General features: G+C 60.8%; 18 protein-coding genes and 2 pseudogenes. 10 read left to right on the forward strand and 10 right to left on the reverse strand.

The genetic code is table 11. The features are described 5' to 3' along the window. Window positions 1–6 precede the first annotated feature (6 nt). The 3 genes and pseudogenes from ATI02_RS15650 to ATI02_RS15660 all read left to right on the forward strand — a co-directional run bounded on the left by ATI02_RS15650 (window position 7) and on the right by ATI02_RS15660 (window position 3740). Window positions 7–933 (forward strand): LysR family transcriptional regulator, encoded by a 927-nt coding sequence (locus tag ATI02_RS15650; RefSeq protein ID WP_100846728.1) that lies wholly within the window; start codon window positions 7–9, stop codon window positions 931–933. Between the two features lie 104 nt (window positions 934–1037). Then, a pseudogene (locus ATI02_RS15655) lies at window positions 1038–1664 on the forward strand (glutathione S-transferase family protein). Window positions 1665–1709: 45 nt separating this feature from the next. Continuing rightward, the gene (locus tag ATI02_RS15660; protein WP_100846729.1) at window positions 1710–3740 is read left to right on the forward strand and encodes a pyridoxamine 5'-phosphate oxidase family protein; all 2031 of its coding nucleotides are present in this window, start codon (window positions 1710–1712) and stop codon (window positions 3738–3740) included. Window positions 3741–3877: 137 nt separating this feature from the next. On the opposite strand, the gene ATI02_RS15670 is transcribed toward ATI02_RS15660, so the two are convergent. From ATI02_RS15670 to ATI02_RS15705, 8 genes are read right to left on the reverse strand one after another with little or no spacing between them, the layout of a single operon-like run. Continuing rightward, window positions 3878–5008: a glycosyltransferase family 4 protein gene (locus ATI02_RS15670; protein ID WP_100846730.1), complete on the reverse strand. Its 1131-nt coding sequence runs from the start codon at window positions 5006–5008 to the stop codon at window positions 3878–3880. Then, a complete protein-coding gene (locus ATI02_RS15675; protein ID WP_100846731.1) occupies window positions 5009–6139 on the reverse strand; it encodes a glycosyltransferase family 4 protein in 1131 nt (376 codons plus the stop codon). Continuing rightward, window positions 6123–7490: a glycosyltransferase family 4 protein gene (locus ATI02_RS15680; RefSeq protein ID WP_100846732.1), complete on the reverse strand. Its 1368-nt coding sequence runs from the start codon at window positions 7488–7490 to the stop codon at window positions 6123–6125. The genes ATI02_RS15675 and ATI02_RS15680 overlap by 17 nt, the downstream gene beginning before the upstream one ends. Continuing rightward, window positions 7487–8740 (reverse strand): ABC transporter ATP-binding protein, encoded by a 1254-nt coding sequence (locus tag ATI02_RS15685; protein WP_100846733.1) that lies wholly within the window; start codon window positions 8738–8740, stop codon window positions 7487–7489. The genes ATI02_RS15680 and ATI02_RS15685 overlap by 4 nt, the downstream gene beginning before the upstream one ends. Next, a complete protein-coding gene (locus ATI02_RS15690) occupies window positions 8740–9537 on the reverse strand; it encodes an ABC transporter permease (RefSeq protein ID WP_100846734.1) in 798 nt (265 codons plus the stop codon). The genes ATI02_RS15685 and ATI02_RS15690 overlap by 1 nt, the downstream gene beginning before the upstream one ends. Continuing rightward, window positions 9538–10980: a mannose-1-phosphate guanylyltransferase/mannose-6-phosphate isomerase gene (locus ATI02_RS15695; protein WP_100846735.1), complete on the reverse strand. Its 1443-nt coding sequence runs from the start codon at window positions 10978–10980 to the stop codon at window positions 9538–9540. A 3-nt stretch (window positions 10981–10983) separates the two neighbouring features. Next, window positions 10984–11955, reverse strand: coding sequence for a GDP-mannose 4,6-dehydratase (locus tag ATI02_RS15700; RefSeq protein WP_100846736.1), 972 nt, complete (start codon window positions 11953–11955; stop codon window positions 10984–10986). Further along, on the reverse strand, window positions 11952–12866 hold the full coding sequence (locus ATI02_RS15705; protein WP_100846737.1) for a GDP-mannose 4,6-dehydratase: 915 nt from the start codon (window positions 12864–12866) through the stop codon (window positions 11952–11954). The genes ATI02_RS15700 and ATI02_RS15705 overlap by 4 nt, the downstream gene beginning before the upstream one ends. A 414-nt stretch (window positions 12867–13280) precedes the next feature. On the opposite strand from ATI02_RS15705, the gene ATI02_RS15710 reads away from it, so the two are divergent. The 6 genes from ATI02_RS15710 to ATI02_RS15735 all read left to right on the forward strand — a co-directional run bounded on the left by ATI02_RS15710 (window position 13281) and on the right by ATI02_RS15735 (window position 21650). Beyond that, on the forward strand, window positions 13281–14861 hold the full coding sequence (locus tag ATI02_RS15710) for a glycosyltransferase family 4 protein (protein WP_238156318.1): 1581 nt from the start codon (window positions 13281–13283) through the stop codon (window positions 14859–14861). Beyond that, entirely contained in the window at window positions 14855–16159 is a 1305-nt protein-coding gene (locus ATI02_RS15715; RefSeq protein WP_100846739.1) for a glycosyltransferase, read from the forward strand. Before ATI02_RS15710 ends, ATI02_RS15715 begins: the two co-directional genes overlap by 7 nt. Beyond that, window positions 16156–17085: a class I SAM-dependent methyltransferase gene (locus tag ATI02_RS15720; RefSeq protein WP_100846740.1), complete on the forward strand. Its 930-nt coding sequence runs from the start codon at window positions 16156–16158 to the stop codon at window positions 17083–17085. Before ATI02_RS15715 ends, ATI02_RS15720 begins: the two co-directional genes overlap by 4 nt. Next, complete coding sequence (locus ATI02_RS15725; RefSeq protein ID WP_100846741.1) at window positions 17075–18229, forward strand: acyltransferase family protein; 1155 nt, start codon at window positions 17075–17077, stop codon at window positions 18227–18229. Before ATI02_RS15720 ends, ATI02_RS15725 begins: the two co-directional genes overlap by 11 nt. Window positions 18230–18340: 111 nt before the next feature. Then, on the forward strand, window positions 18341–19525 hold the full coding sequence (locus ATI02_RS15730) for a DUF3142 domain-containing protein (RefSeq protein WP_100846742.1): 1185 nt from the start codon (window positions 18341–18343) through the stop codon (window positions 19523–19525). Then, window positions 19512–21650, forward strand: a complete 2139-nt coding sequence (locus ATI02_RS15735) for a hypothetical protein (RefSeq protein WP_100846743.1) — start codon at window positions 19512–19514, stop codon at window positions 21648–21650. The genes ATI02_RS15730 and ATI02_RS15735 overlap by 14 nt, the downstream gene beginning before the upstream one ends. Here the strand turns inward: ATI02_RS15735 and ATI02_RS15740 are convergent. After that, on the reverse strand, window positions 21647–22276 hold the full coding sequence (locus tag ATI02_RS15740) for a LysE family translocator (RefSeq protein WP_095188696.1): 630 nt from the start codon (window positions 22274–22276) through the stop codon (window positions 21647–21649). The two genes, ATI02_RS15735 and ATI02_RS15740, sit on opposite strands and share 4 nt — an antisense overlap. Window positions 22277–22420: 144 nt before the next feature. Here ATI02_RS15740 and ATI02_RS15745 point away from each other — a divergent pair, with 144 nt between their 5' ends. Then, window positions 22421–22894, forward strand: a complete 474-nt coding sequence (locus tag ATI02_RS15745) for an Lrp/AsnC family transcriptional regulator (protein ID WP_100846744.1) — start codon at window positions 22421–22423, stop codon at window positions 22892–22894. Window positions 22895–22988: 94 nt separating this feature from the next. Here the strand turns inward: ATI02_RS15745 and lpdA are convergent. Beyond that, window positions 22989–24381, reverse strand: a pseudogene (gene lpdA, locus ATI02_RS15750) (dihydrolipoyl dehydrogenase). Window positions 24382–24501 lie beyond the last annotated feature (120 nt).

Here is a 24501-nt window from a genome sequence, read left to right on the forward strand (position 1 = left end):
GTAACCATGGATCGCTTCCAGGAAATGCAGGTCTTCGCCGCCGTCGCCCAGGACCAGGGCTTCTCCGCAGCCGCGCGGCGTCTGGGCCTGTCCGCTGCCAGCGTCACCCGCGCCGTTGCCGCACTGGAGCAGCGGATCGGTACGCAATTGCTGATTCGCACCACGCGCAGTGTGCATCTGAGTGAAGCGGGGCAGCGTTATCTGGAGGACTGTCGCCGGATTCTCGCCGAGGTGCAGGAAGCCGAGGATTCTGCCGCAGGCAGCCACGCCCAGCCCCGTGGGCAATTGACGGTGACGGCGCCGGTGTTGTTTGGCGAGTTGTTCGTTACGCCAGTCATGGCCGGTTATCTCGCACAGTATCCGGACGTGTCGATCAACGCCGTGTTGGTGGATCGGATCGTCAGCATGGTTGAGGAGGGCATCGATGTCGCAGTGCGCATCGGCGAGCTGGCGGACAGTAATCAGCATGCGATCCGCGTCGGTGAGGTTCGGCGAGTGGTTTGCGGTTCGCCGCAATACTTGGCCGAGCACGGCCGGCCCAGCCATCCCCAGGCGTTGGCCGGTTTGCCCGTAGTGGCGACTGCCGCCACCGGCCAGATGCGCAATTGGCCGTTTCTCGAACAGGGCGAACCACTGATCGTGCGCCCGGAGCCGCGTTTGGTGGTCACCGCCAATCAAGCCGCGATCACGGCCGCATGTTTGGGCCTGGGGCTGACGCGGGTGCTTTCCTATCAAGTGGCGAACAAGGTCGCGGCGGGCGAACTGGAAATCGTCCTCGCTGACTTCGAACTGCCGCCGCTGCCGATTCATGTGGTGTATCAGGGCGGGCGCAAGGCGCCGGCGCGGGTACGCAGTTTTGTTGATTTCACGGTAAACGCTCTGCGTGAGCATCCGGCGCTGAAAAATGCCGCGTTATTGCGCGAGAAGAAATAATCGATTGCAAATGCTGGTAATTCTGTTGCTTCAAGGATGGGTAGAAGATGGCCTCCATCAGCGCTGCCACCCTTGGGCGGCGCGATCATCCAGCGGAGTCGACCATGCAACCGATCAAACTCTACAACTTCCCGCGTTCCGGCCATGCCCACCGGGTTGAGCTGATGCTGTCGCTGTTGCAACTGCCGACCGAGCTGATCCTGGTTGATCTGGCCAAAGGCGAACACAAGCAACCGGCCTATCTGGCCATCAACAGTTTCGGTCAGGTGCCGGCCATTGATGACAATGGCGTGGTGCTGGCTGATTCCAACGCGATTCTGGTGTATCTGGCGCAGAAGTACGGCGAGGGCCGTTGGTTGCCGAGCGATCCGGTCGGTGCCGCGCGGGTACAGCGCTGATTGTCGGCAGCGGCCGGGCCGATTGCCTTTGGCCCGGCGGCGGCGCGGTTGATCACGGTGTTCGGGGCGAAACTCAATGCTGAAGAAGTGATTGCCCGTGCGCACAACCTGCTCAAGGTGATGGAAGTCGAGCTGGGTAACACGCCGTATCTGGCGGGCAGCGAGCCGACCATCGCCGACGTGTCGGCCTACAGCTACATCGCCCACGCGCCGGAAGGCAACGTGTCGCTGGATGACTACCGCAACGTGCGCGCCTGGCTGGCTCGGGTTGAAGCACTGCCCGGTTTTGTCGGCATGCCGCGCACCGTCGCCGGTCTGCAAACTTCAGTCTGATGCTCGCAATCCACACTGCGCCGTAGGGGCAGAGGAGAGGTCGTGATGGAACGTTCACCGTGGCACGCTGGCGAGCAACAGTTGCAGGCGCACGTGGGTGTGGCCGAACGCATGGAGGCCTTCGGGCGTAAGGTGATTCGCACCTGGATGCCAGACCAGCACCGTGAGTTCTATCAGCAATTGCCTTTCCTGCTGTATGGCGCAGTCGATGCGGACGGGCGACCTTGGGCCAGTGTGCTCGAAGGCGCACCGGGGTTTGCTCATTCGCCCGATCCCGAACATCTGCACTTCGCCAGTCAGGTCGCAGCGGACGACCCGGCGCAACTGCGCAATGGCGAGCCGATCGGTTTGCTCGGCATCGAGTTGCACACACGCCGGCGCAATCGGCTTAACGGCCATGTCGGCAATCTCAGCGCTCAGGGCTTCGACGTGAGTGTGGATCAGGCCTTCGGCAACTGCCCGCAATACATCCAACTGCGCCAGTTTCAAAGAGTGCCGCTGACGGATCCGCAGACGCGCCCGGCTGAACATCTGAATGCGCTCGACGAGGCGGCCACCGCACTGATAACTGGGGCCGATACTTTCTTCGTCGCCAGCTATGTCGATACCGACGGCGAGCGTGCGGTGGATGTTTCCCATCGCGGTGGTCAGGCCGGTTTCGTACGGGTGGAAGGCAATCGTCTGACCATCCCCGATTTCGCCGGCAATCTGCATTTCAACACCCTCGGCAATCTGCTGCTCAACCCCAAGGCCGGATTGCTGTTCATCGACTTTTCCACAGGCGATGTGCTGCAACTCAGCGGGCGCACCGAGATCCTTCTCGACGACCCACAGATCGAAGCGTTTCAAGGGGCTGAGCGCTTGTGGACTTTCGAGGTGGAGCAACTGGTGCGGCGCCCGGCAGCGTTGGCGTTGCGCTGGCGCTTCGACGGCATGTCGCCGACCAGTCTGTTGACCGGCAACTGGGCCGAGGCGAGCGCACGCTTGCAGGCGCAGGCACTGGGCAACCAATGGCGGCCGCTGCGGGTGGCGAAGATTGAGGAAGAGAGCCGCAGCATCCGTTCCATCTATCTCGAGCCCGCCGATGGCGCCGGTTTGCCGGTGTTTCTCGCCGGTCAGCATTTACCGCTGCGCTTCACGATCGATGGCGAGGTGCATATCCGCACTTACAGCCTGTCGAGCGCGCCATCGGATGGTTTTTACCGGATCAGTGTGAAGCGCGATGGACGCGTGTCAAACCATCTGCACGAGCAGATCCAGGTGGGTGACGTGCTGGAGGCGCGGGCGCCGCAAGGGCATTTCACCGTAGCGCCGCTGGAGCGCCGGCCGCTGGTGCTGTTGGCGGCCGGGGTCGGTATCACGCCGATCCTGTCGATGCTGCGTGAGGTGGTTTATCAGGGCCTGCGCACGCGCAGGATTCGTCCGACGTGGTTGCTGCAAAGTTCGCGCAGCCTGGCCGATCAGCCTTTTCGCAAGGAGCTGGATCGTCTGTTGGAAAGCGCTGGTGATGCCGTGCGGGTCTTGCGTTTGTTAAGTCAGCCGGAAGCGGATGCACATGAAGGCGAGGACTTCGACCTTCAGGGGCGTATCGATGACGCGGTGCTGAGGAATCTGCTGGAGGTCGAGGATTACGATCAGATCGACTTTGTGCTTTGTGGCCCCGGCGCTTTCACCCAAGGCCTGTACGACAGCCTGCGTGAACTAGATGTGCGCGATGCACAGATTCACGCCGAGACCTTCGGCCCTTCGACCCTGAAGCGGCGTGCCGATGCGGACGCGATCGTCATCGAGCAACCACCGGCCGCCACCCAATCGGTGCCGGTGGTGTTCGAACGTTCAGCCAAGGAAGCACGCTGGCAACCGGACGGCGGCAGTTTGCTTGAGCTGGCGGAAAGTCGCGGATTGCGTCCGGAGTTCAGTTGCCGCGGTGGTTCGTGCGGCACTTGCAAGACGCGGCTGGTCAGTGGCGCGGTGAATTATCCACAGGTACCTGCCGAAATACCTGAGGCGGGCCATGTGCTGATTTGCTGTGCGGTGCCGGCGCAGAGCAGCCAACCTTTGGTGCTCGACCTGTAATCCCGAACCCACCAAAAAAAACCTGTGGGAGCGGGCTTGCTCGTGAAAGCGGCGGGTCAGCAACGATGATGTCGACTGATCCGACGCTTTCGCGAGCAAGCCCGCTCCCACAATGGGGAATGTGTTTCAGGCTGAAATCAGGCGTAGGACAGGGATTTTTCTTCGAGCAATTCCTGATACAGCTCTGTCCACTTGCGGCCCATTTCGTCGGCTGTGAATAACTGCCGATACCGCGCTTCCGCTTTCACCCCCATCGCCGCCGCACGCATCGGATCATCCCACAGCGTGCGCATCGCCTCGCGAAATGCCTGTGGATGACTCGGCGGCACCACGAGGCCCGTCTCGTTGTGGATATTGATGTAGCTGGTGCCGGTGCCGATTTCGCTGGAGATCATCGGTTTGCCATACATCGCACCTTCCAGCAGAGAGATACCGAAGGCTTCGGAGCGCAGGTGCGACGGGAAGACTATCGCGTAGCTCAATTGCAGCAGCGCGACCTTGTCCTCATCACCCAGACGTCCGAGGAAATGAATGTTGCGCAGGCCCAGCGCTGCCGCTTGGGCGTGCAGTTCCTGCTCCAGCGGGCCGGCGCCGACGATCACCACCGGGTAGTCCACGTCTTTCATGGCGTCGAGCAGAATGTGCAGGCCTTTGTAATAGCGCATGACCCCGACAAAGAGGAAAAACTTATCCCCAAGCTTTTGCCGCCAATGGTTCATCCGCTCACTGTCCGCCTGTGGATAACCGGCCTTGTTCAAGCCATACGGAATCACCCGGGTCTTGTCCTGAAATTGCTGCAACACATCGCTGGTGTGCAGGTAGTTCGGCGAGGCCGCGACAATGCGGTCAGCGCTGGCGAGGAAGCGGTTCATCAGTGGCCGGTAGAGTTTCAGCAGGTGTTTCTGGCGGATGATGTCGGAGTGATAGGTGACCACGCTCGGCTTCTTCATCGCACTGGCGAAATGCACCAGATCCATGAACGGCCACGGGAAGTGGTAATTGACCACGTCGGCCTCGGCAGCCATCTCGCGAAACTGTTTGAACACGCTCCAGGAGAATCCGGTGGAGGCGAACTGGATATCGAGTCTGGCCCGATGCACTTCGTGTTGACCCAAGTGCACGACGGGCGGATTCGGGTCGGCGCTGAGGGTCAGCACCTGGCCGTCGATGCCGTGCTGGGCGCCGCTTTCGCACAGTTGGAAGATCACTTGTTCGATGCCGCCGACGGAGTCAGGCAGGTACGTCTTGAAAAAATGAAGAACTCGCATTCAACCTCCCATGGCCTGGCGGTAGGCTCCGGCCGTGGCCCGTGCGCAACGCTGCCAGGAAAAAAGCTGTGCCTGCTGCAACCCGGCTTCTCGGCATACCTGCCAATGTGCTTGATCGTCGATCAAACGGCTCATCATCTCGCGCAAGCCGTCTGCATCGTCAGCTTCAATATAGTTGCCAGCGGCGCCCGCGACTTCCGGCATGGCCGAAGAGCGGGTGAGCACTACCGGCGTGCCGCAGGCCATCGCCTCCAGCACGGGTAGGCCGAAGCCCTCGTACAGCGAAGGAAAAATCAGCGCGCGGGCGCCGGCCAGCAATTGCGCCACTTGTTCGTCGGGCAGATAACCGAGCAGGCACACATGCCCGCTGGCCAGTGCCTGACGCAGTTCGTCGCTGAACTGCTCACGCTGCCAGCCGGCCATGCCAACAATCAGCAGGGGGAAGCGCTCGCGCACGCCCTCCGGCAGCAGGGCGTGGGCGCGCAAGGCCAGACTGAGGTTCTTGCGCGGCTCCAGCGTGCCAACACACAGGAAATATTCGCGCGCCGTGACGGCATGCGCCTTGAGCACCGCGCTGATCACATTGGCTTCGCGTGGATGGAAACGCGCGGCGACACCCAGCGGCGCCACGACAAAGCGCTCTGCGGGTAAGCCGAAATATGCTTGGGCTTCGTCGGCAATCGCCTGCGAGTCCGTCAGGATCAGCCGCGCCTGCTGTACGCCGATCGCCAGCCGACGCTCGATTTCCTTCAGTCGTGCCAACGGCTGTGTCTCGGGGAAATGCAGGTGGGTCAGGTCGTGCAGGGTGATCACGGTCGGGCCGTCGAAGGCCAGCGGCCACAGGCTCGGCTCGTGGTACAGATCGATGCCTTGTGCGCGGCCCTGATCGAAACGCTTCTGCTCCAGCCAGCGCCGTGCCTGATAAGCCCCGGGAATCTGCCGCAACAACGGCGTCAATCGCGAGTAACCGGGCATGGCCGCTTCCGGCAAGGCCGAACTCCAGCCCCAGCCGTGAAACAGCGTGACCTCGACATCGGTCTCGTTGCGCAGGGCATTGACCAGTTCGGCGACGTAGTGGCCGATGCCGGTGCGTGGCGCCTGCAGAATCCGTGCGTTAAGGGCAATGCGCATGCTGCCTCGCTGGCGCCACCGGCGCTTCCAGGACATTGCGTACACTGCGTTCGGCCAGTTGCAGACTGGCTTGCCGCCAGCCGATCCACTGCCAGTCGGCGACATCGCGGGTGGCGGGGAACTGGCCGCTACGCTCAAAGTTGGTGACCAGATCGGCCAGGCTTTGCGGATCCTGCAGATCGAAGTACGCCATGAATTGGCCGCCGATTTCGCGGAACACCGCGATATCGCTGCCCATCGCTGGCAAGCCACGCTGCATGGCTTCGACCAGCGGCAGGCCAAAACCTTCGACAAACGATGGGAAGACCAACGCACTGGCGTGGGAATAGGCGTGTTCCAGGCTGGTGTCGTTGAGGTCGTTGAACATGAACAGGCGCTGATTCAGTTCTGCATGACTGCGCACACGGGCGAGCAGGCTGTCGCATTTCCAGCCGACCCGTCCGGCGATGCATAGCCGTGCGTTTGAACCGGCGGCCCAGGCGCGCTCGAAGGCGTCGAGCAGGTACGCGTGGTTCTTGCGCGGCTCGATGGTGCTGACCATCAGGAACACCGGTTCAGGAGTGCTGAACAAAGCCTTGAGGCGCGGTTCGACTGTCGCGTCGGTGCAGTGCAGATCGAGTTCACTGCCCAGGTGAAAAAAGTCGAACCAACGCTTGTCGGCCTGCTCAATGCCGAGGCGTTGCTGCAGTTCTTCACGCACCTGATCACGCACCGTGGCGGAAATCGCCATGTAGCCATCGGCCGTCCGTGTGATCCAGTCGAACCACTCGCTGAAAACCTCGACCAGACGCGTGTCGTAAAACTGGGGGTGAGTCAGCGGGATCAGGTCGTAAATCACTGCAATCAGGCCAACGCCGTCGAGTTTGAGCCGTTCGACGTGGGCGAAAAGGTCTGAGTGCCAGGATGAATCCAGCAGTACAAGTTGATCCCCCGGCTGGTGTTGCAGCGGTGAACAACGTTTAAGCACTTGCGTGCGGTTGATCTGATTGAGCAGGCGCAGTGGCAGGCCGAACGCCGCGAATGACGTCAGACGATAGCCAGCATACAAGAGCCGTCGTGCCGGTTTCGAGGTGCGGTCGGCGTCGATTCGTTGATGCCATTGCCAGAACCGATGGGCGAGGCGCTGCAGCCTTTCGCCTAAGGTCGCCAGTGCGTTGAAAAACGGGGTGTCCAGCGGTGCCAGACGTGTCACCCGGTAGAGTTGGCCGTTGAGCAAAATGACCGGCAAACATTCAACGCCGTCGACACTCGGCGGCAGTTGGTTGATGACGTTGCGCACCACGCGCTGAATACCCGAGTTAACCGCCGGGTGCTTGAACACATGGGTGCATTCCACCAGCAAGCGCGTCATGGCGTGGACTCGATAAGCCTGCCTTCGGTGTCACGACTGATGGTGGTCTGAGCGTTGAGCCATGAGCAACCGACGAAATCCTCGCGTCGATTGTTGATGACATGAAACACCAGGCCGAAATCACGCCACTCGAAATTTCGATCCAGGTGCGAGTCCAGTCTCGACAGGCTCAAGGCCACGGAGTAGTTGCCTTTACCCAAGCCCATGACAAACGCGAAGCGATAAGTAATGCGCTCGCCGGACCGCAGGTTTTCCAGTGCCTGGTTCTGGCGATGAGTGTTGATGCCGTACATGGGCTGACCAAGGCGGTCCTTGATCATGAAGCCCAGTACCAGCCGTTCGATGTGTTGACGAACCTCGACCTCCACTTCCAGTACCACGGGCTGGCCGACTTCGGCGGCTTCGATGGAGCGTTCGTGTTCGTCCAGCAGACGTACGCGCAGGATGCCGGCTTCACCGGTACCCGAAACGGTTTGTACCTGGCCGCCACTGAGCGTTTCCTGGCGCACGGTCTGGCCTTCGCGTTCGGCAAGCAAGGCGTTGTAGTAATCCATCACCGCTTCGGGCTTGTCGTGCATGGCCATGTGGCCGCCATCGAGCAGGATCGCCGAATCGCAGATCGATTGAATCGCCGAGCGGTCGTGAGACACGATCAGCAGGGTGGTGCCGGCCTTGCGGAAGCTACGGATGCGCTCGAAGCTCTTATGCTGGAAGTAGGCGTCACCCACTGAGAGTGCTTCGTCGACAATTAGAATATCGGGGCGGCGTGCGGTGGCGACGCTGAAGGCGAGACGCATCTGCATGCCGCTGGAGTAGGTGCGCACCGGATGATCAATGGCCTCACCGATTTCTGCGAAGCTCTCGATCTGGGGCATCAATGCGTTGATTTCCTCAAGTTGCATACCGAGGAGTTGCCCCGCCATCACGGCGTTTTGCCGACCGGTGAAGTCCGGGTGAAATCCCATGCCCAGTTCCAGCAGCGCGGCGACCCGACCCGAAAGCTCAATGGTGCCGCAAGTCTGCCGGCTGGTGCCGGTAATCATTTTCAGCAGAGTACTTTTGCCCGCGCCATTGACCCCGACGATGCCCACGGCTTCGCCGGCAGGGATCTCGAACGTGAGGTCCTGCAACACCCAATGTTGGTGATGGCGCAGCGGTGAAAAGGGAATCAGCCATTCGGCCAGGCGACTCCAGCGGCTGGGGTATTGTTTATAGGCTTTGCCTAGCCCTGTAACGCGGATATGTCCCATCAGAGTTCATCCACCATTTCACCGACCCGTTGGCGGAACAGGCGCAGGCCGATGGTGCAGAGCACTGCGCCAATCACGAAAGTCGGCAGCAGCGAACTCCAGAGCGGCCATTGACCGTACAGGAACAGATTCTGGTAACTACCGATCAGGTTGGTCAGTGGGTTGTATTGCAGCAACCGCTGCAGCCACTCCGGCAATATGGTGATGGGGTAAACGATCGGTGTCAGCCAGAACCAGAATTGCAGACAGATAGCGAAGAGTTGCCCGACATCACGGAAAAATACATTGAGTACCCCGAGGACCATGCCGAGTCCCGCGCAGAGCATCATTTGCAGGGCAACCAGTGGCACCAGCGCCAGCAAAGCCATGCCCGGCCAGCGTCCGGTGATGAGTAGAAAACCGAGAAACAAGGCGATGATGATGGCGAAATTTATCCCGGCATTGAGTAGCACGATCACCGGCAAGCAGAACCTCGGGAAACTGATTTTCTTCAGCAGGTTGGCGTTGTCCAGGAACATGGTCTGACTGCGCAGGGTGATCTCCGAAAACAGCCCCCACGCCAGCAGACCGGCGCACAGGTAAATGCTGTAGGCCATGCCGTCATCCACACCCGGTAAGCGGGCACGCATGATGTGCGAGAAGATCACCGTGTAAACGATGATCATCGACAGCGGATTGAAGATTGGCCACAGCGCGCCGAACAGCGAATTGCGGTAACGCGATTGAAACTCTCGTTGCACACTGCCGAGGATGAAGCCTCGGTAGGTGTGCAGCGAGCGGTACAGGGAAAGCAGCATTCAAACCGTCCTGCCGTACTGGTCTTCGAAGCGGACGATGTCGTCCTCTCCCAGGTATTCGCCGCTTTGCACTTCGATGATCACCAGATCGATCACACCGGGGTTTTCCAGGCGATGCCTGTGGCCGGCGGCAATGAAGGTCGATTCGTTCTTGGCCACCAGCGTCGTACCGGAGCCATTGTTGGTGACCTTGGCCATGCCTTCGACCACCACCCAGTGTTCGTTGCGGTGATGGTGCATTTGCAGGGACAGCTTGCCGCCGGGTTTGACCACGATGCGCTTGATCTTGAAGCGCGGGCCTTCTTCAAGAACGGTGTAGGTGCCCCAGGGCCGGCTGACGGTGCGGTGCAGGCGATAGGCTTCGTGGGATTTGTCCTTGAGCTGCTTGGCGACGCGCCGCACATCCTGAGCGCGGTCGGCATGGGCCACGAGCACGGCGTCGGCGGTGTCGACGATGATCAGGTTATCCACACCCACGGTGGCCACCAGCCGGCCTTCGCTCTGGACAAAGTTATTGTGGCTGTCGATGAAAATCGCTTCGCCGCTGGCGCGGTTGTTGTCGGCATCGGCCGGTACCAGTGCGGCCACCGCGCCCCACGAACCGATGTCGCTCCAGTCGAAACCGGCGGGCACCACCACAACTTTTTCCGAGCGCTCCATCAACGCGTAGTCGATGGAAATGTCGGTGATTTCAGCGAACAGCGCAGGCGACAGTTCCTGTTGCAGGCAGCCGACGGTCTCCACCGGGGCGCTGGCGGCCATGCAGGCGCGGGTCTGCTCCAGCAGTTCTGGCGCGTGCAATTGCAGTTCGGCAATGACGGTCGCAGTGGTAAAGCAGAACATGCCCGAGTTCCACAGGAAGTTGCCGCTCTCCAGGTAATGCGTGGCGGTCTGCAGGTCGGGTTTTTCCACGAAGCGCTGCACTTTGGCCGCGCCTCTGGCGTCCAGTGGCGCACCGGTTTCGATGTAACCAAAGCCGGTTTCCGGCGCGGTCGGCAATACGCCGAAGGTCACCAGATAACCGTCCTTCGCCAGATTCACCGCGTGCTCGACGGCCGTCTTGAGTGCGTCCTGATTGACGATCAAATGGTCGGCCGGCATCACCACCATGATCGCCTCGTCTCCGTGCAGCGCTTGCAGCGACAGGGCTGCAGCGGCAATCGCCGGGGCGGTATTGCGCCCGGTCGGCTCCAGGAGGAAGTGCCCGCGATGGCGTGACACGTGGGCGGCGCAATAGTGATCCTTGCTCTGGAAGTAGTACTCGCGGTTGGTCACCGTGACAATGTCACCCCAGCCGTCGAGCAATGCCGCCGCGCGCTGGTAGGTCTTGCCCAGCAGCGACTGGCCGTCGGGCAGGGTCATGAACGGCTTGGGATGGCCCTCGCGGGACACCGGCCACAAACGGGTGCCGGCACCGCCGGACAGAATCACGGGGATCAGCATGGCCTACTCCTTGGCGACGCGTTTCATGTCCGCATCCATCATCATGCGGATCAAGGTATCCAGGTCGGTTTTCGGCTTCCAGCCCAGCACACGCTGCGCCTTGGCCGGATTGCCGAGCAACACTTCGACTTCGGCCGGGCGGAAAAACGCCGGGTCGATCTTCACGTAGTCGCGGTAGTTCAGGCCGACGTGATCGAAGGCGATGCGGCACATTTCACGCACCGTGGTGGTAACGCCAGTGGCGACCACAAAATCGTCAGGCGTGCCCTGTTGCAGCATCAGCCACATGGCTTCGACGTAGTCGCCGGCAAAACCCCAGTCGCGTTTGGCGTCGATGTTGCCCAAGGCCAGTTCCTGCTGCTTGCCCTGCTTGATGCGGGCGGCGGCGTCAGTGACCTTGCGGGTAACGAATTCGATGCCGCGCAGCGGTGATTCATGGTTGAACAGAATGCCGCTGCTGGCGTGCAGGTTGAAGCTTTCGCGGTAGTTGACGGTGATCCAGTGGCCGTACAGCTTGGCCACGCCGTAAGGACTGCGTGGATAGAACGGGGTGTTCTCGTCCTGCTGCTCGGCCTGGATCAGACCGAACATTTCGCTGGTCGAGGCCTGATAGAAGCGGGTGTGCGGGCTGAACTGGCGGATCGCTTCCAGCAAGTGGGTAACGCCCAGGCCATCGACGATGCCGGTGGTTACCGGTTGATTCCACGAGGCGGCGACGAAGCTTTGCGCGGCGAGGTTATAGATTTCGTCCGGAGCCGATTGAATGACCGCGCGCTGCACCGAGCAAGCATCGGCCATGTCACCGTCCAGATAGACGATGTCGGCCTCGACGCCCATTTCGCGCAGGCGCCAGCGCGAATCGCTGCTGCGCCGGGCGACGAAGCCATAAACCTTGTAACCCTTGTCGAGCAGCAGTCTGGCCAGATACGCGCCGTCCTGGCCAGTGATCCCTGTGATCAGTGCACTTTTTGTCATTCTTGTCGTACTCGAATCTCCCAGTCGGACAGGATCGTCCGCAGGGATTGTTGTGTAGTGATGGCTGGCGACCATCCTGTGGTGTTGGCCAGTCTTGCGTGGCTGCCGCAGACGCGGCGCTGATCGGCGCGACGCATGCGCGCCGGATCCTGAACCAGTTGCATCTGGACTTCGGCCAGATCCGCCAGCTGTTCGATGAGGCTGCGGATGCTTTGCTCGCGCCCCGAACAGATGTTGTAGACCTGGCCCGGCTGGCCTTTTTCAAGCAGGGCGAAATAGGCCGATATGACGTCGCCGACATCGAGGAAATCACGCGTCACGTCGATGTCGCCGACTTCCAGTTGCGGCGCTTGCAGGCCTTGTCTGATGCGGTTGATCTGGCGCGCGGCGCTGGCGATGACGAAGCTGTCGCTCTGCCCGGTGCCGATGTGATTGAACGGGCGCGCCACCAGTACCGGCCAGTGTTCGCTCAGGCCCCATTGCAGACTGAGGAATTCCGCCGAGAGTTTGCTCACCGCGTAAGGGTTGCGCGGGCAGGGCGGTTGTTGTTCGGTGATCGGTAGAGCGCTTTCGCCGACCTGGCCGTAGACGTCGCCGGAGCTGACGTACAGGAATGTGCCGGTAAAGCCACGCGCCTTGAGGGCTTGCAACAGGTTGAGGGTGCCGAAAACATTGATGTCGAGGGTGCGGGCCGGATCACGGAAGGCTTCGGGGACGAAGGTTTGCCCGGCCAGATGGACTACCGCGTCGGGCATCTGCGGCCACAGGTCGCTGAGGCTGCCGGCATCCGTGAGGTCGAAGGGCGATGCGGCAGGCAACAGCTCCCACGACGAATCGGGCAAGGCCAGACGTGACTGTATATGTTGTCCCACGAAGCCACTGAGACCCGTGATGAACAGACGCTTTTTCAAACAGCGACCCCTTGGTCTTGAACTTGCGCCACTTTCCCACAGGCTTTAAGGGGAAGTCTGTCAGATCAGTAGAAAAATCCGACACGAGAACAGGCGAAGTCATTGTTGTAGTTGTTTGTATCAATCTGTGCCAATTGCGCAGTAATTTCAACAGGCCATACCGTGACCGGTCAGTTCTCGTCAGCGTAGTCCGATTTTTCTCGCTGGGCGGTTCACGAACACTCTGTCGATGTGTTTAGAATGCGCCTTGTCACGATTAGCCGGGTTTGTCGGGATCGTCGTGCAAAAAGGTGAAACTGACCACTAAAACAAGAACAAGACGAGACCGAAGACGAAGGACGGATATCCATCCGGTTCGACGCTTGGCCGTCATAGTGTGAGGCTGCCGGGATGGCAGTTTCATCGTGGAATGCCATGAATTTCATTCTTTACTCGGACATCAACGACAGTTCCATCAGTCAGAATCTGGGGCATCCCGATTCCAGTTATTACTTTGTCCTGAAAGCCTATCGCCCGCTGCTCGAAACGCTCGGGCGAGTCCACGTGGTGGATTCGGTTGCAGGCGTTGACCCGGCCTACCGACAGTTACTCGCCGCAGGCCAGGAGAGTGTCTTCCTCTCGTTCACGCGGCCGCAGAAGACCCCGATCGATCTTGAATGCCCGACAGTTTGCGTTGTCGCGTGGGAGTACGACTCGATCCCCGACGAACAGTGGGGCAACGATCCGCGTCAAGACTGGACGCGCATGTTGGCCAGGCACGGGCGAGTGATAACGCTGTCCAGCCACGCGGCCAAAGCGATTCGTCGCTCCATGGGAGAGGACTTCCCGGTATTGGTATTACCAGCGCCGTTGTGGGAACGCTTTACAGCGATTCGCGAGCAACCTGTCAGCGCGCCGGTCAATGCAGGTGCAACGTTGACGGTCAAAGGTTGCATCTTTGATTCCCGCCTGATGAACCTGCACCCGGATAACCTGCTACCGGAGCCGCTCACCCCGGAGGAGCAGGCCGAGTTCGTTGCTCAACTGGAAGCCTCGCGACCGCCGCCGCTGACCTTGAAGCGGCGCTTTGTGATTGCCCGGCATTTCCTGCGCCTGTGGGTACTGAATCTGGGCCACGAGCAGACGCCGCCGGTGCCTCGGGTCAGACTTCTGCAGAACTGGTACTGGGAAGGGGTTCGCGATCTGCTCTCGGACACCGTGCATGAATGGCTGGGTGAACGCCTGCCGAATATCGCCGGCCCTATCCCTTTACCTGTGACCGTTCAACCGCCACCACGAGATTTACCGGACACATCGTTGCAGGTCGAAACCCGCGTCGACGGTGTGGTCTACGTGTCGGTGTTCCGCCCCTCAGACGGGCGCAAGAACTGGCTACAGATCCTGAGCGCTTTTTGCGCGGCGTTTCGTGACACGCCAGACGCCACGCTGGTGATGAAATTCACCCAGAGCGATCTGGCAGCCGTCTATGCACACTTGATGACACCACTGGCGCAACTGGCACCTTTTTCCTGCCGGGTCGTGATGATTCAGGGCTATCTGGATGATGCTGAATATGCGCGGCTTTATCAGGCTGCGAGTTTTTACGTCAACGCCTCGCATTGTGAAGGGCTGTGCCTGCCACTGATGGAGTTCATGGCGTGCGGCAAACCGGTGATCGCTCCCGATCATACGGCGATGCAAGACTACATCGACGAGTCCGTGGCGTTCGTGGTCGGCTCCAGCGTAGAGGTGTGCACTTGGCCACATGACCCGCGAATGCTCTTTCGCGCACAGCGTTATCGACCAGATTGGGGGTCATTGAAACAGGCCTACGAAAACAGCTACCGGATGGCCAAGACACAGCCTCAGGATTATCAACGCATGTCGCTGGCAGCAGCCGAACGCATGCACGATTACTGCGCGATGCCGGCACTGCAAAAGCGTGTTGCGGATTTCTTCGGGCCACAGTCACAGGCGAGCAACATTGCCCCGGTTACGGATAACGCCTCATGCTGATCATCATCCATTCGGAAACCAACCAGCACACCATCAGCCGCAACCTGGGGCGTTCGGAGTACAGCTATTACTTCGTACTCAAGGAGTATCGGCCGGTGCTCGAGCGCCTCGGGCGGGTGATCGAGGTCGTGGACCCGAACACTGAAGTCGATGCGTTGTACGCAGACTGCCAATCCCGTGGCGAGCCTTGCGTGTTTCTGTCGTTCTCGCCACCGCATCGCACGCCGGTGCATCTGGCCTGCCCGACGTTGCCGGTATTTGCCTGGGAGTTCAGCACCATCCCCAACGAGCCGTTTGCCGGTGATCCGATGAATGACTGGCGCACGGTACTCAATGCCTGCGGTGCGGCGATTACCCATTCCAGCTACACGGTCAACGCCGTGCGCGAAGTGATGAATACCGATTACCCGATTGTCGCCGTACCCGCCCCGGTCTGGGATCGATTCGCGGCGCGCGGCGTTCAGTTGCAGGGTCAACCTGCGGTCGATTCAGTGCGATTGAAGATCAAGGGTCTGGTGGTCGACAGTCGCGAGATCAATCTCAATGCATTCGGCCCCGCACAACTGCGCAGTGGCCCGGGAATCAGATTCCACGCACCTGTCACCGAGCAGACGTTGTTGCTTGAAGGCGTGGTGTACACCTCGGTGTTCAATCCCCGCGACGGGCGCAAGAACTGGGAGGACATGATCAGTGCCTTCTGCGCAACGTTCCGTGAGACCGCTGACGCGACGCTGGTGCTCAAACTCACCCACCACGATGCACAAGAAGCGCTCACCGACATCCTTCATCACCTGTACAAAAATCAGCCTTATCGCTGCCGCATCGTGTTGGTCTATGGCTATCTGGCCGACGCGGATTACGAACGTCTGGTGCAGGCGACGCGCTACGTCGTCAACACGTCCTATGGCGAGGGCCAGTGCCTGCCGCTGATGGAGTTCATGTCTTGCGGTAAACCGGCGGTGGCGCCTTGCACGACAGCGATGATCGATTATCTCAACGCCGATAACGCGTTCCTGATCGAGTCAACCGAGGAGTTCACAGCCTGGCCGCACGATCCGCGGTCGGCCTACAGGACCCTGCGCTACGCGGTCAATTGGGCCTCGATTTGCGCGGCTTATCGCGCCAGCTACGAGGTGGCTAAAAACCATCCACCGCGTTATGCGCAGATGTCGGCGCAAGCCGTGAGCAGCCTGCAAGGGTTTTGCAGTCAGGCCGTGGCCGAGCAACGGTTGCAGGCATTCTTTGCGCAACTGTTCGAGACGCGCGCCGTATTTGCCATGGAGGCGACCGAAGCATGATTCGTCGATTGCTCCAGCGTTTTTTTGCCGAGCCGCAAGCGCCGTTGACGGTAGAGCCTGTCCCCGAGCCGGTCGTTGAGGCACCTCCAGAACAAGAGCCAGAACCCTTGTTCACCTGGTCGCCGCGCGATGTCGGTTTGCGTGATGCGGTACTGGATGGCTGGTTTCTCAATGACAGCGGCGAATTGCTCAAGGGCTTTGCGATAACGGCTGACGACACCCTGCTCGACGTTGGCTGTGGCGAGGGCGCCGCTACATTGTTCGCGGTACGCCAGGGCGCATCGGTGATCTTTACCGACAGTGAACACGACAAAGTGCGCGATCTGGCCTGCCAGGTCGAAGCCCGGAGCACCAAGCCGAATCTGGGGCTGGTCAGTAATACCTTGCCATTGCCGTTGGCGGATGGCTGCGCGAGCAAAGTGGTGTGCATGGAGGTGTTGGAGCACGTAGACGAGCCCGAATCATTCATGGCCGAACTGGCGCGTATGGGACGTCCCGGTGCGTTATACCTGCTCAGTGTGCCGGCGCCGGTTGGCGAGCATTTGCAGAAAGGCATCGCCCCGCCAAGTTATTACCAGACGCCCAATCATGTGCAGATTTTCTCCCCGGAGCGCTTCGCTGCCATGGTCGAGGATGCCGGACTGGTTATCGAACATCGACAAGCCACCGGATTCTTCTGGGTGATGGGCATGATTTTCTTCTGGGCCAGCGAAAAGGCTGCCGGTAAAGATCCGGGCGGTGCGGTGCGCGATCGCATTCATGCACCGTTCCCCCATCTGATGGGCGGGTGGGCCAGAACCTGGGAAGAGATGCTTGACCGGCCTGACGGGCTTGCGATCAAACAGGTACTTGACCAGTTCATGCCCAAGAGTCAGGTGATCATTGCGCGTAAACCACTGGATGCCGGGCTGCCACATGAGCAGTAATCGAATCATGGACATCGAGGTGCTGCGCGCTATCGCCGTGCTCGGCGTGCTGTTTCATCATTTGTCCGGCAACCTGTTCAGCGATCCCGTGCCGCTGCTCGAATCCATTCACGCCTGGGCGCAGCCGTGGTGGGGAGTGGATCTGTTTTTTGCCATTTCCGGATTCGTCATCGCCCGCAGTCTGATTCCCGCGTTGCGCAGTTGCAGCACCCGTCAGGCCTACTGGGCGCAAACGCGTAACTTCTGGTTGCGTCGAGCCTTTCGCCTGCTGCCATCAGCCTGGTTGTGGTTGGCGCTGGTCCTGCTGATGTGCATGTTTTTTAACCGCTCCGGAGCATTCGGCACGCTACAGGCCAACCTGCAGGCCACCCTCGCGGGGGTATTGCAGTATGCCAATTTCCGTTTTGCCGACGCTTTTCTTCATTACGAATACGGCAGCAGTTTCGTCTACTGGAGTCTGGCGCTGGAGGAGCAGTTTTACTTGCTGTTTCCGCTGCTGATTCTGGTTTGTCGCAAGCATCTGGTGTGGATGTTGCTGGCGCTGGTTGCGGTGCAACTCTTGATGGTCCGTACGCCGCTGCTGATGGTCGTCAGGACGGACGCGCTGGCCCTTGGCGTGCTGTTGGCGATGTGGAGTGTGCAACCGAGCTATCGACGGTGGCAGCCGACGTTTCTCGGGAGTCCGTGGGCCGGAATTACAACGCTGATAGCCGTCGGGTTGCTGATGAGTTACCTGGCCACCGACCGTTTTTCCCCGACCCACTATCGCATCGGCGCCATCGCAATACTCAGTGCAGGGCTGGTGTGGATCGCGTCTTACGATGGTAACTATCTCTTGCCTGCTGGCCGATTGCAGCGATTGATGGCGTGGGTTGGCAGTCGTTCTTATGGCATCTATCTGATCCACATTCCGGTATATTTCCTGGTGCGCGAAGTGATTTTCCGTTTGCAGGCCGCAGGCCTGCCGAGCCCGGCGGGACACCCGTTAATGACATTGCTGTTCGCATTCGGCCTGATCGTACTGCTCAGCGAACTGAATTATCGCTTCGTCGAAATGCCTATGCGCAATCGCGGCGTGGCACTGGTGAAACGTCTCGGCCCGTCCCGCAGGCCTGTCCCGTCCACTGAGGCCTCCTCATGTTGAGTCTTTTGCTCCCCGCCAAGCGCGGGTGATACCTCGCTCGACGCCCGCAAGCCCGCTCCTGTAGGGTTTTGTGTAACCTTGCACCTTTGTGGTGTCCGGGATCTGGAAGGTATGCGGTTTATTGTGGCGCTGTTTTTGGGGGTCTTGCTCGCGGGTTGTGAACGGCACGATTCACCGCCACTCGATCAGCAGCTGTACATCTGGCAACGTCAGTGGACGCCGGCCCATGAGGCGGCGTTGCGCGATAGCCGCAGTGATTTCTCGACCTTGCGGGTGCTGGCGTTGCAGGCGTTTCCGGGGGCGGGATGGCGCCGGGCATTTATCGATGCGACGTTGCTCAAGGGCGATGGTCGCCCGCTGATTGCGGTGATTCGTCTCGACGGCCAGCTCAAGGCGCTGGATCAGCAGCAGGTCACGGCGCAGATTCTTCAGGTCATCAATGACTGGCAGGCGCAGGGCCTGACCCTGAGTGGCGTGGAGATCGACCACGATGCCGGCAATGCGCGGCTGCCGGCCTACGCAGAATTCCTCACCCATCTACGCTCGGCACTCCCGCAATCATTGCCTCTGAGCATCACCGCGTTGCCGGCGTGGCTCGACAGTGCGCAATTGCCAAACTTGCTGGCGACGGTCGACAGCAGCGTGCTGCAAGTGCATGCCGTCAGCGACCCGCGACGCGGCTTGTTCGACGCCGAGCAGGCGCGGCGCTGGGCTGAGGGTTGGGGAAAAACCACCAGTAAACCGTTTTATCTGGCGTTGCCCGCCTACGGTGTGGCGCTGTTGCCGGATGTCGACGGCACGCCGGTCGTGGAAAGTGAAGTGCCGCTTGAGCGTGGCGGGCAGCGCCGTGAACTGCTCGCCGATCCACTGCAACTGAGCCAGCTCGGCAAAGCGCTGCGGGACGATCCGCCCGCACATCTGGCCGGGTTGATCTGGTTTCGCTTGCCGCTGGTCAATGACCGCCGCGCCTGGAGCCTGACCACGCTGCGCGCCGTTGCCCGGGGCGATGCGTTAAGCAGCCAGCTCGGTCTGACGTTGAGTGAGCAGAACGGCCTCTACGACATCACCCTGAACAACCGTGGCAACCTCGACGGCGCCTGGCCCGCACGGATCACTTTGCAGGCCCGGGGTTGTGAAGGCTCCGATGCGCTCGCCGGTTATTCGTTGCAACAAAGCCCGGATCTGCTTACCTTCACCCGCCTTCGCGACGGCCGCTTGCCGGCGGACGGACAGCGCGCCATCGGTTGGGCGCGCTGTGCATTTATTGATCAAGGAGGTTCGCATGTTGACCCGTAACTGGCTCCGCCATCTGCTCTGCCTGAGCCTCTGTCTGCCGTTGGGCTCGGCGCTGGCCTGCGGCCCGGACTTCCCGATGCGCCTGCTCGACAATCGCGGGCAGACCCTGGCCGATCTGCCCGAGGGCAACTTCAATTTTGAAGTCAGCCGCTTGGGCAAAGCGATCGCCGGGCTGAAAAACCTCACACCTGCCGCCGACAACCCGAATGGCTTTTATGGCGAGCCGACCGATCCTGCCGAGGAACGCGCAAAGGTTGAGGCCACCGGGCTGACCGAGGAACAGCAAGCACTTGTCACGCGTCTGCGCGGGCTTACCGATGCCCGCGACGCTTACGCGCAGGGCAGCAGTCTCCCGGCGGAAATCCGTCTGTATGTGGCGGGAGCGGTGGCCTTCAGTGTCGGCGAGCATCAACTGGCGGTCGATTATTTCCGCCAACTGCTGGCGCTACCGGCGGATCAGCGCCCACTGCGTAGTACGTGGGCGGCGTATTCCGAGGGGCGTGCGCTGTTCGCCATGAGTGCCGAGGCTGACGACATGCTCGATCCGCTGGAGCAGGCGATCTCGGCGTTCCGCCAGACCCGGCAACTGAGCATCGACGGTTTCAGTGATCCACTGGGGCTGGGTGTCGCCAGCCTCGGGGAAGAGGCGCGAGCGTCGCGCATGGCCGGTGGCTGGGACGATGCGATCAATCTTTATGCCGCGCAGAGCGTGCACGGCTCAATGGTCGGCTACACCTCGCTCAAACAACTGGCTAACGAATTGGCTGAAATGCCTGAGCCGGAACTGGCCAAGCTGATGCAACACGAAGGTGTGCAGAAACTGGTCACCGCCTCGTTGCTCAGCCGCCTCGGCTGGTCGTTTGGCGATGAACCGCCGAACGAGAAAAAACTGGTCAAGCTTCTGCAAAACAGTACCCGTGGCACCTTCGACAACGCCGATCGATTGGCGGCGGTGAGTTATCAACAGGGTGATTACGACAGCGCCAAAGCCTTCCTCGAACGCGCGGGTGACGGCGGCCTGGCCTGGTGGCTACGAGCGAAACTGGCAGTGCGCGACGGTGACAAGAATGCGGCGGCAGCCGCCTATGCGAAAGCCGCGCAGGCCTTCCCGCAGAAGGAAGACTGGGGTTATCGGCGCACGCCGGACTGGGCACTGGAAACGGTCCAGCCGAAATGCCGGGTCGAGGGCGAAAGCGCGATTCTGGCGTTGCAACGCGGCGAGTACCTGCAAGCGTTCGTGCAGTTGTATCGCAGCAACAACATCTATTGGTTCGATGCCGCGACGGTTGCCGAGCGCGTGCTGACCGTCGACGAGCTCAAGCAATATGTCGACGCCAACGTGCCGGCACCGCCGGCGCTGACTCAAGAGCAGCGTGACAATTACGTGCCGCTGCCGGTGGCCGCCAGCCTGCGCAATCTGCTGGGCCGGCGTTTGCTGCGCGAAGGGTATTACGCAGAGGCCGTCGGTTATTTCGACAATCCCGATCTGCAGAACAAGGCCCGACTCTACGGCGAGCAAAGACTGAAAGCCGATTCCGCCTGGTGGCCGACCAAGCGTGCCAGTGCGCTGTACAACGCGGCGTGGACGGCCCGGGAGTGGGGCATGGACATCCTCGGTTACGAGATGGCCCCGGATTACGCCACCTTCGGCGGCAATTACAGCCTGGAAACCACCGCGCTGAACGTCGGCCCGCTGGTGTCCGAAGCCGAAGTGCAACGCCAGAAGGCCAGCCAAGCGCAGCCCGATCAGCGTTATCACTACCGTTTTGTCGCCACCGCGCTGGCCAATCGCGCCGCCGACAACCTGCCGCACACCAGTCAGGCGTTCGCGGCCGTGCTGTGTTCGGCCGCCGGTTGGAACAGCAGCCTGGAAGATCAGAGCGCCCTCTATCAGCGTTACGTGAAGGAGGGCCCTTACGTGCCGTGGGCGGTGGATTTCGGCAATCAGTGCCCGTACCCGGACTTTGAAAATGCTGACAAGCGTTATGTCACCCAAGTGACCGACGCCGTCCGCGCCAGCCTGCGACCGTACAAGTGGCCGGTGCAGATCGGCGCGATTGTGCTGGCAGTCGGCGCGGCGCTGCTGCTGATCACCCGTCGCCAGCGCAAGGCTCGCAAGGGCTAAGCCTGCTGGATGAACGTCAGGCGCACCGCGAAGCCGATCAACAGGCTGCCGAACAGCCATTGTTGAACCCGTTGTGCCGTTGGACTGTGTTGCAGCCAACGGCCCAGCGCGGCGCCGGTCAGGGCGTAGGCGCTGTCGAACAGCAGGCCGACGCCAACCAGCAGCATGCCGAGCAGGGCGAATTGGCTCAGCACCGGTGCGCCGTTAGCCTCGATGAATTGTGGCAGCAGCACTGAGCAGAACAGCAGCGCTTTGGGGTTGAGCAGGTTGGTCAGCAACCCCCGGCGGATCGCTTCGCGCCATTGGCCGCGCGTCTCCGCAACGTCGCCGCTATTAAGGTTCGGCACCAGCGTGCTGCGCAGGCATTGAATGCCGATCCACAGCAGATACGCCGCCCCGGCGAGGCGCACCACTTCGAACGTCCACGGCGCAGCCTTGAACAGCGCCGCCAGCCCCAACGCCGCCAATGCCACATGACATGCGCGGGCAATCGCCAGGCCTATTACGGTGGCCAGCGCCGCTGCGCGACCTTGTCGGGCGCCGGTTTGCAGCAGCAGGATCATGTCCGGGCCGGGCAACAGAAACACCACGGCCAATGCCAGGAAAAACAGCCAGAGACTCGCCACGTCATACCCCTTTCGTTGTCGATTCGGTGACGTCAGTCTAGGGGCGAAGGGTGGGGCAGGTGCTTGCGTAGTTCGCTTCAAAATGGCTCGGGATTGGCATAACCTGCGTTCTTTTTGCGCTCTCGCCATCAGGATCTGCCAACCATGAAACTCGACGCCTTCGACCGCAAGATTCTCGCCGCCCTGCAACGGGACGGTCGCTTGAGCAACGTCGAGCTGGCGGACGAGATCGGTCTGTCGGCGTCACCGTGTTTGCGCCGGGTGCGGATGCTGGAAGAGGCCGGGGTGATTCGCGGTTATCAGGCCAATCTGGATCGCGATGAAGTGGGGCTGGGGCTGACCGTGTTTGTCGGGGTCAAGGTTGAACGGCACAACGATGAACAGGCCGAAGCGTTTTACGCGGCGGTCACTGCGTTGCCGGAGGTGATTTCAGCGTTTCTGGTATCGGGGGAATCGGACTTTCTGCTGCAGGTGGTGGTGCCGGATCTGCGCGCGTATGACCGCTTTCTCAGCGGTTGCCTGTTGAAACTGCCGGGGGTGAGTGATATCCGCAGCAACTTTGCGATTCACACGGTGAAGACGCCGGGGGCTTTGCCGTTGGGGCATCTTCCGTCCTGAAAAACGAAAAGATCGTAGCCTTCGGCAGCTCCTACCTGAAATGCGTACCCTGTAGGAGCTGCCGAAGGCTGCGATCTTTTGATCTTTTGATCTTTTACATCTGCGTCGCCATCCCCTCCACATTCATCGCCGCCTGGCGCAACGCCTCGGAGCGTGTTGGATGTGGATGACAGGTCAGGGCGATGTCCTCGGCCGAAGCGCTGAATTCCATCGCCACACAAAACTCGCCAATCATTTCGCTTACGCTCGGGCCGACCAGGTGCACGCCGAGCACTTCATCCGTGCGCTCATCAGCAAGGACTTTGGCGAAACCTTCAGTCTCGTGGTTGATCTTCGCCCGGCTGTTGGCAGTGAACGGAAACTTGCCGACCTTGTAGGCCCGGCCTTCAGCCTTGAGTTGCTCTTCAGTCTTGCCGACGCTGGCCAGCTCCGGTTTGGTGTAGATCACGTTGGGGATCAGGTCGTAATTGACCTCGCCGGCCTTGCCGTGGATCTGCTCGACGCAGGCCATGGCTTCGTCTTCGGCCTTGTGCGCGAGCATCGGGCCGGACGTTACGTCGCCGATCACCCAGATCCCCGGGGCTTCGGTGCGGTGTTGTTTGTTGGCGAGCATGCCGCGCTTGTCGGTGCTCAGGCCGACGTTCTCCAGACCCAGACCCAGGCCTTGGGTGTAGGGGCGACGACCGATGGCCACCAGCACGTAATCCGCCTCCAGTAGCTCAGCCGTACCGCCGGCGGCCGGTTCGACGCTCAGTTGTACGCCGTTGGCCGAAGTGGTGGCGCTGGTGACTTTCGAACTTAATTTGAAGGCGATGCCTTGCTTGCTCAGCGAGCGTTGCAGGGTTTTGCCGGCCTCGCCATCAACGCCGGGGCAGATGCGGTCGAGGTACTCGACCACGGTGACCTGCGCGCCGAGACGTCGCCACACCGAACCCAATTCGAGGCCGATCACGCCGGCACCGATCACCACCAGATGCTTGGGCACTTCGTTCAGGGACAACGCGCCAGTCGAATCGAGAATGCGCTGGTTGTCGATCTCGACCCCGGGCAGGGGAGTGGGTTCGGAACCGGTGGCGATGATGATGTCCTTGGCGGTCAGCTCGATCTTGCTGCCCTGATCGCCGGTCACGGTGACTTTGCCCGGGCCGTCGATATGGCCCCAACCCTTGATCCAGTCGACCTTGTTCTTGCGAAAGAGAAACTCGATGCCCTTGGTCAGGCCGGTCACGCTCTCGTCTTTCTGCTTCATCATCTGCGCGAGATTGAGCGTCGGTTTGACTTCGATCCCAAGGTTGGCGAATTCCGCACCCATGGCCGCGTCGTACAGTTCTGAGGCATGCAACAAAGCCTTGGACGGCATGCAACCGACGTTCAGGCAGGTGCCGCCGAGGGTCGCGCGCAGCCTTGAGGCCCAGCTGGCCGGCGCGGATCGCCGCGTTATAGCCCCCGGGGCCGCCGCCCAGAATCACTACGTCATAGTTGCTCATGCGCTTACTCCTGGTTGAGGGATGCGGATCGCTAAAGGTAGTTGTTGACTAAAATTACGAACGTAATATGTGCGTATCCGGACATTTCGGTCAAGGCTTCAGGCAAGCGACAGCTCGGGC

This window comes from Pseudomonas baetica (genome assembly GCF_002813455.1).
GTDB lineage: Bacteria > Pseudomonadota > Gammaproteobacteria > Pseudomonadales > Pseudomonadaceae > Aquipseudomonas > Aquipseudomonas baetica.

Bases quoted from the DNA above. Each gene is read 5' to 3' on its own strand.
- ATI02_RS15650 (WP_100846728.1), top strand. From the start codon at position 7: ATGGATCGCTTCCAGGAAATGCAGGTCTTCGCCGCCGTCGCCCAGGAC.
- ATI02_RS15660 (WP_100846729.1), top strand. From the start codon at position 1,710: ATGGAACGTTCACCGTGGCACGCTGGCGAGCAACAGTTGCAGGCGCAC.
- ATI02_RS15670 (WP_100846730.1), bottom strand. From the start codon at position 5,008: ATGCGAGTTCTTCATTTTTTCAAGACGTACCTGCCTGACTCCGTCGGC.
- ATI02_RS15675 (WP_100846731.1), bottom strand. From the start codon at position 6,139: ATGCGCATTGCCCTTAACGCACGGATTCTGCAGGCGCCACGCACCGGC.
- ATI02_RS15680 (WP_100846732.1), bottom strand. From the start codon at position 7,490: ATGACGCGCTTGCTGGTGGAATGCACCCATGTGTTCAAGCACCCGGCG.
- ATI02_RS15685 (WP_100846733.1), bottom strand. From the start codon at position 8,740: ATGGGACATATCCGCGTTACAGGGCTAGGCAAAGCCTATAAACAATAC.
- ATI02_RS15690 (WP_100846734.1), bottom strand. From the start codon at position 9,537: ATGCTGCTTTCCCTGTACCGCTCGCTGCACACCTACCGAGGCTTCATC.
- ATI02_RS15695 (WP_100846735.1), bottom strand. From the start codon at position 10,980: ATGCTGATCCCCGTGATTCTGTCCGGCGGTGCCGGCACCCGTTTGTGG.
- ATI02_RS15700 (WP_100846736.1), bottom strand. From the start codon at position 11,955: ATGACAAAAAGTGCACTGATCACAGGGATCACTGGCCAGGACGGCGCG.
- ATI02_RS15710 (WP_238156318.1), top strand. From the start codon at position 13,281: ATGAATTTCATTCTTTACTCGGACATCAACGACAGTTCCATCAGTCAG.
- ATI02_RS15715 (WP_100846739.1), top strand. From the start codon at position 14,855: ATGCTGATCATCATCCATTCGGAAACCAACCAGCACACCATCAGCCGC.
- ATI02_RS15720 (WP_100846740.1), top strand. From the start codon at position 16,156: ATGATTCGTCGATTGCTCCAGCGTTTTTTTGCCGAGCCGCAAGCGCCG.
- ATI02_RS15725 (WP_100846741.1), top strand. From the start codon at position 17,075: ATGAGCAGTAATCGAATCATGGACATCGAGGTGCTGCGCGCTATCGCC.
- ATI02_RS15730 (WP_100846742.1), top strand. From the start codon at position 18,341: ATGCGGTTTATTGTGGCGCTGTTTTTGGGGGTCTTGCTCGCGGGTTGT.
- ATI02_RS15735 (WP_100846743.1), top strand. From the start codon at position 19,512: ATGTTGACCCGTAACTGGCTCCGCCATCTGCTCTGCCTGAGCCTCTGT.
- ATI02_RS15745 (WP_100846744.1), top strand. From the start codon at position 22,421: ATGAAACTCGACGCCTTCGACCGCAAGATTCTCGCCGCCCTGCAACGG.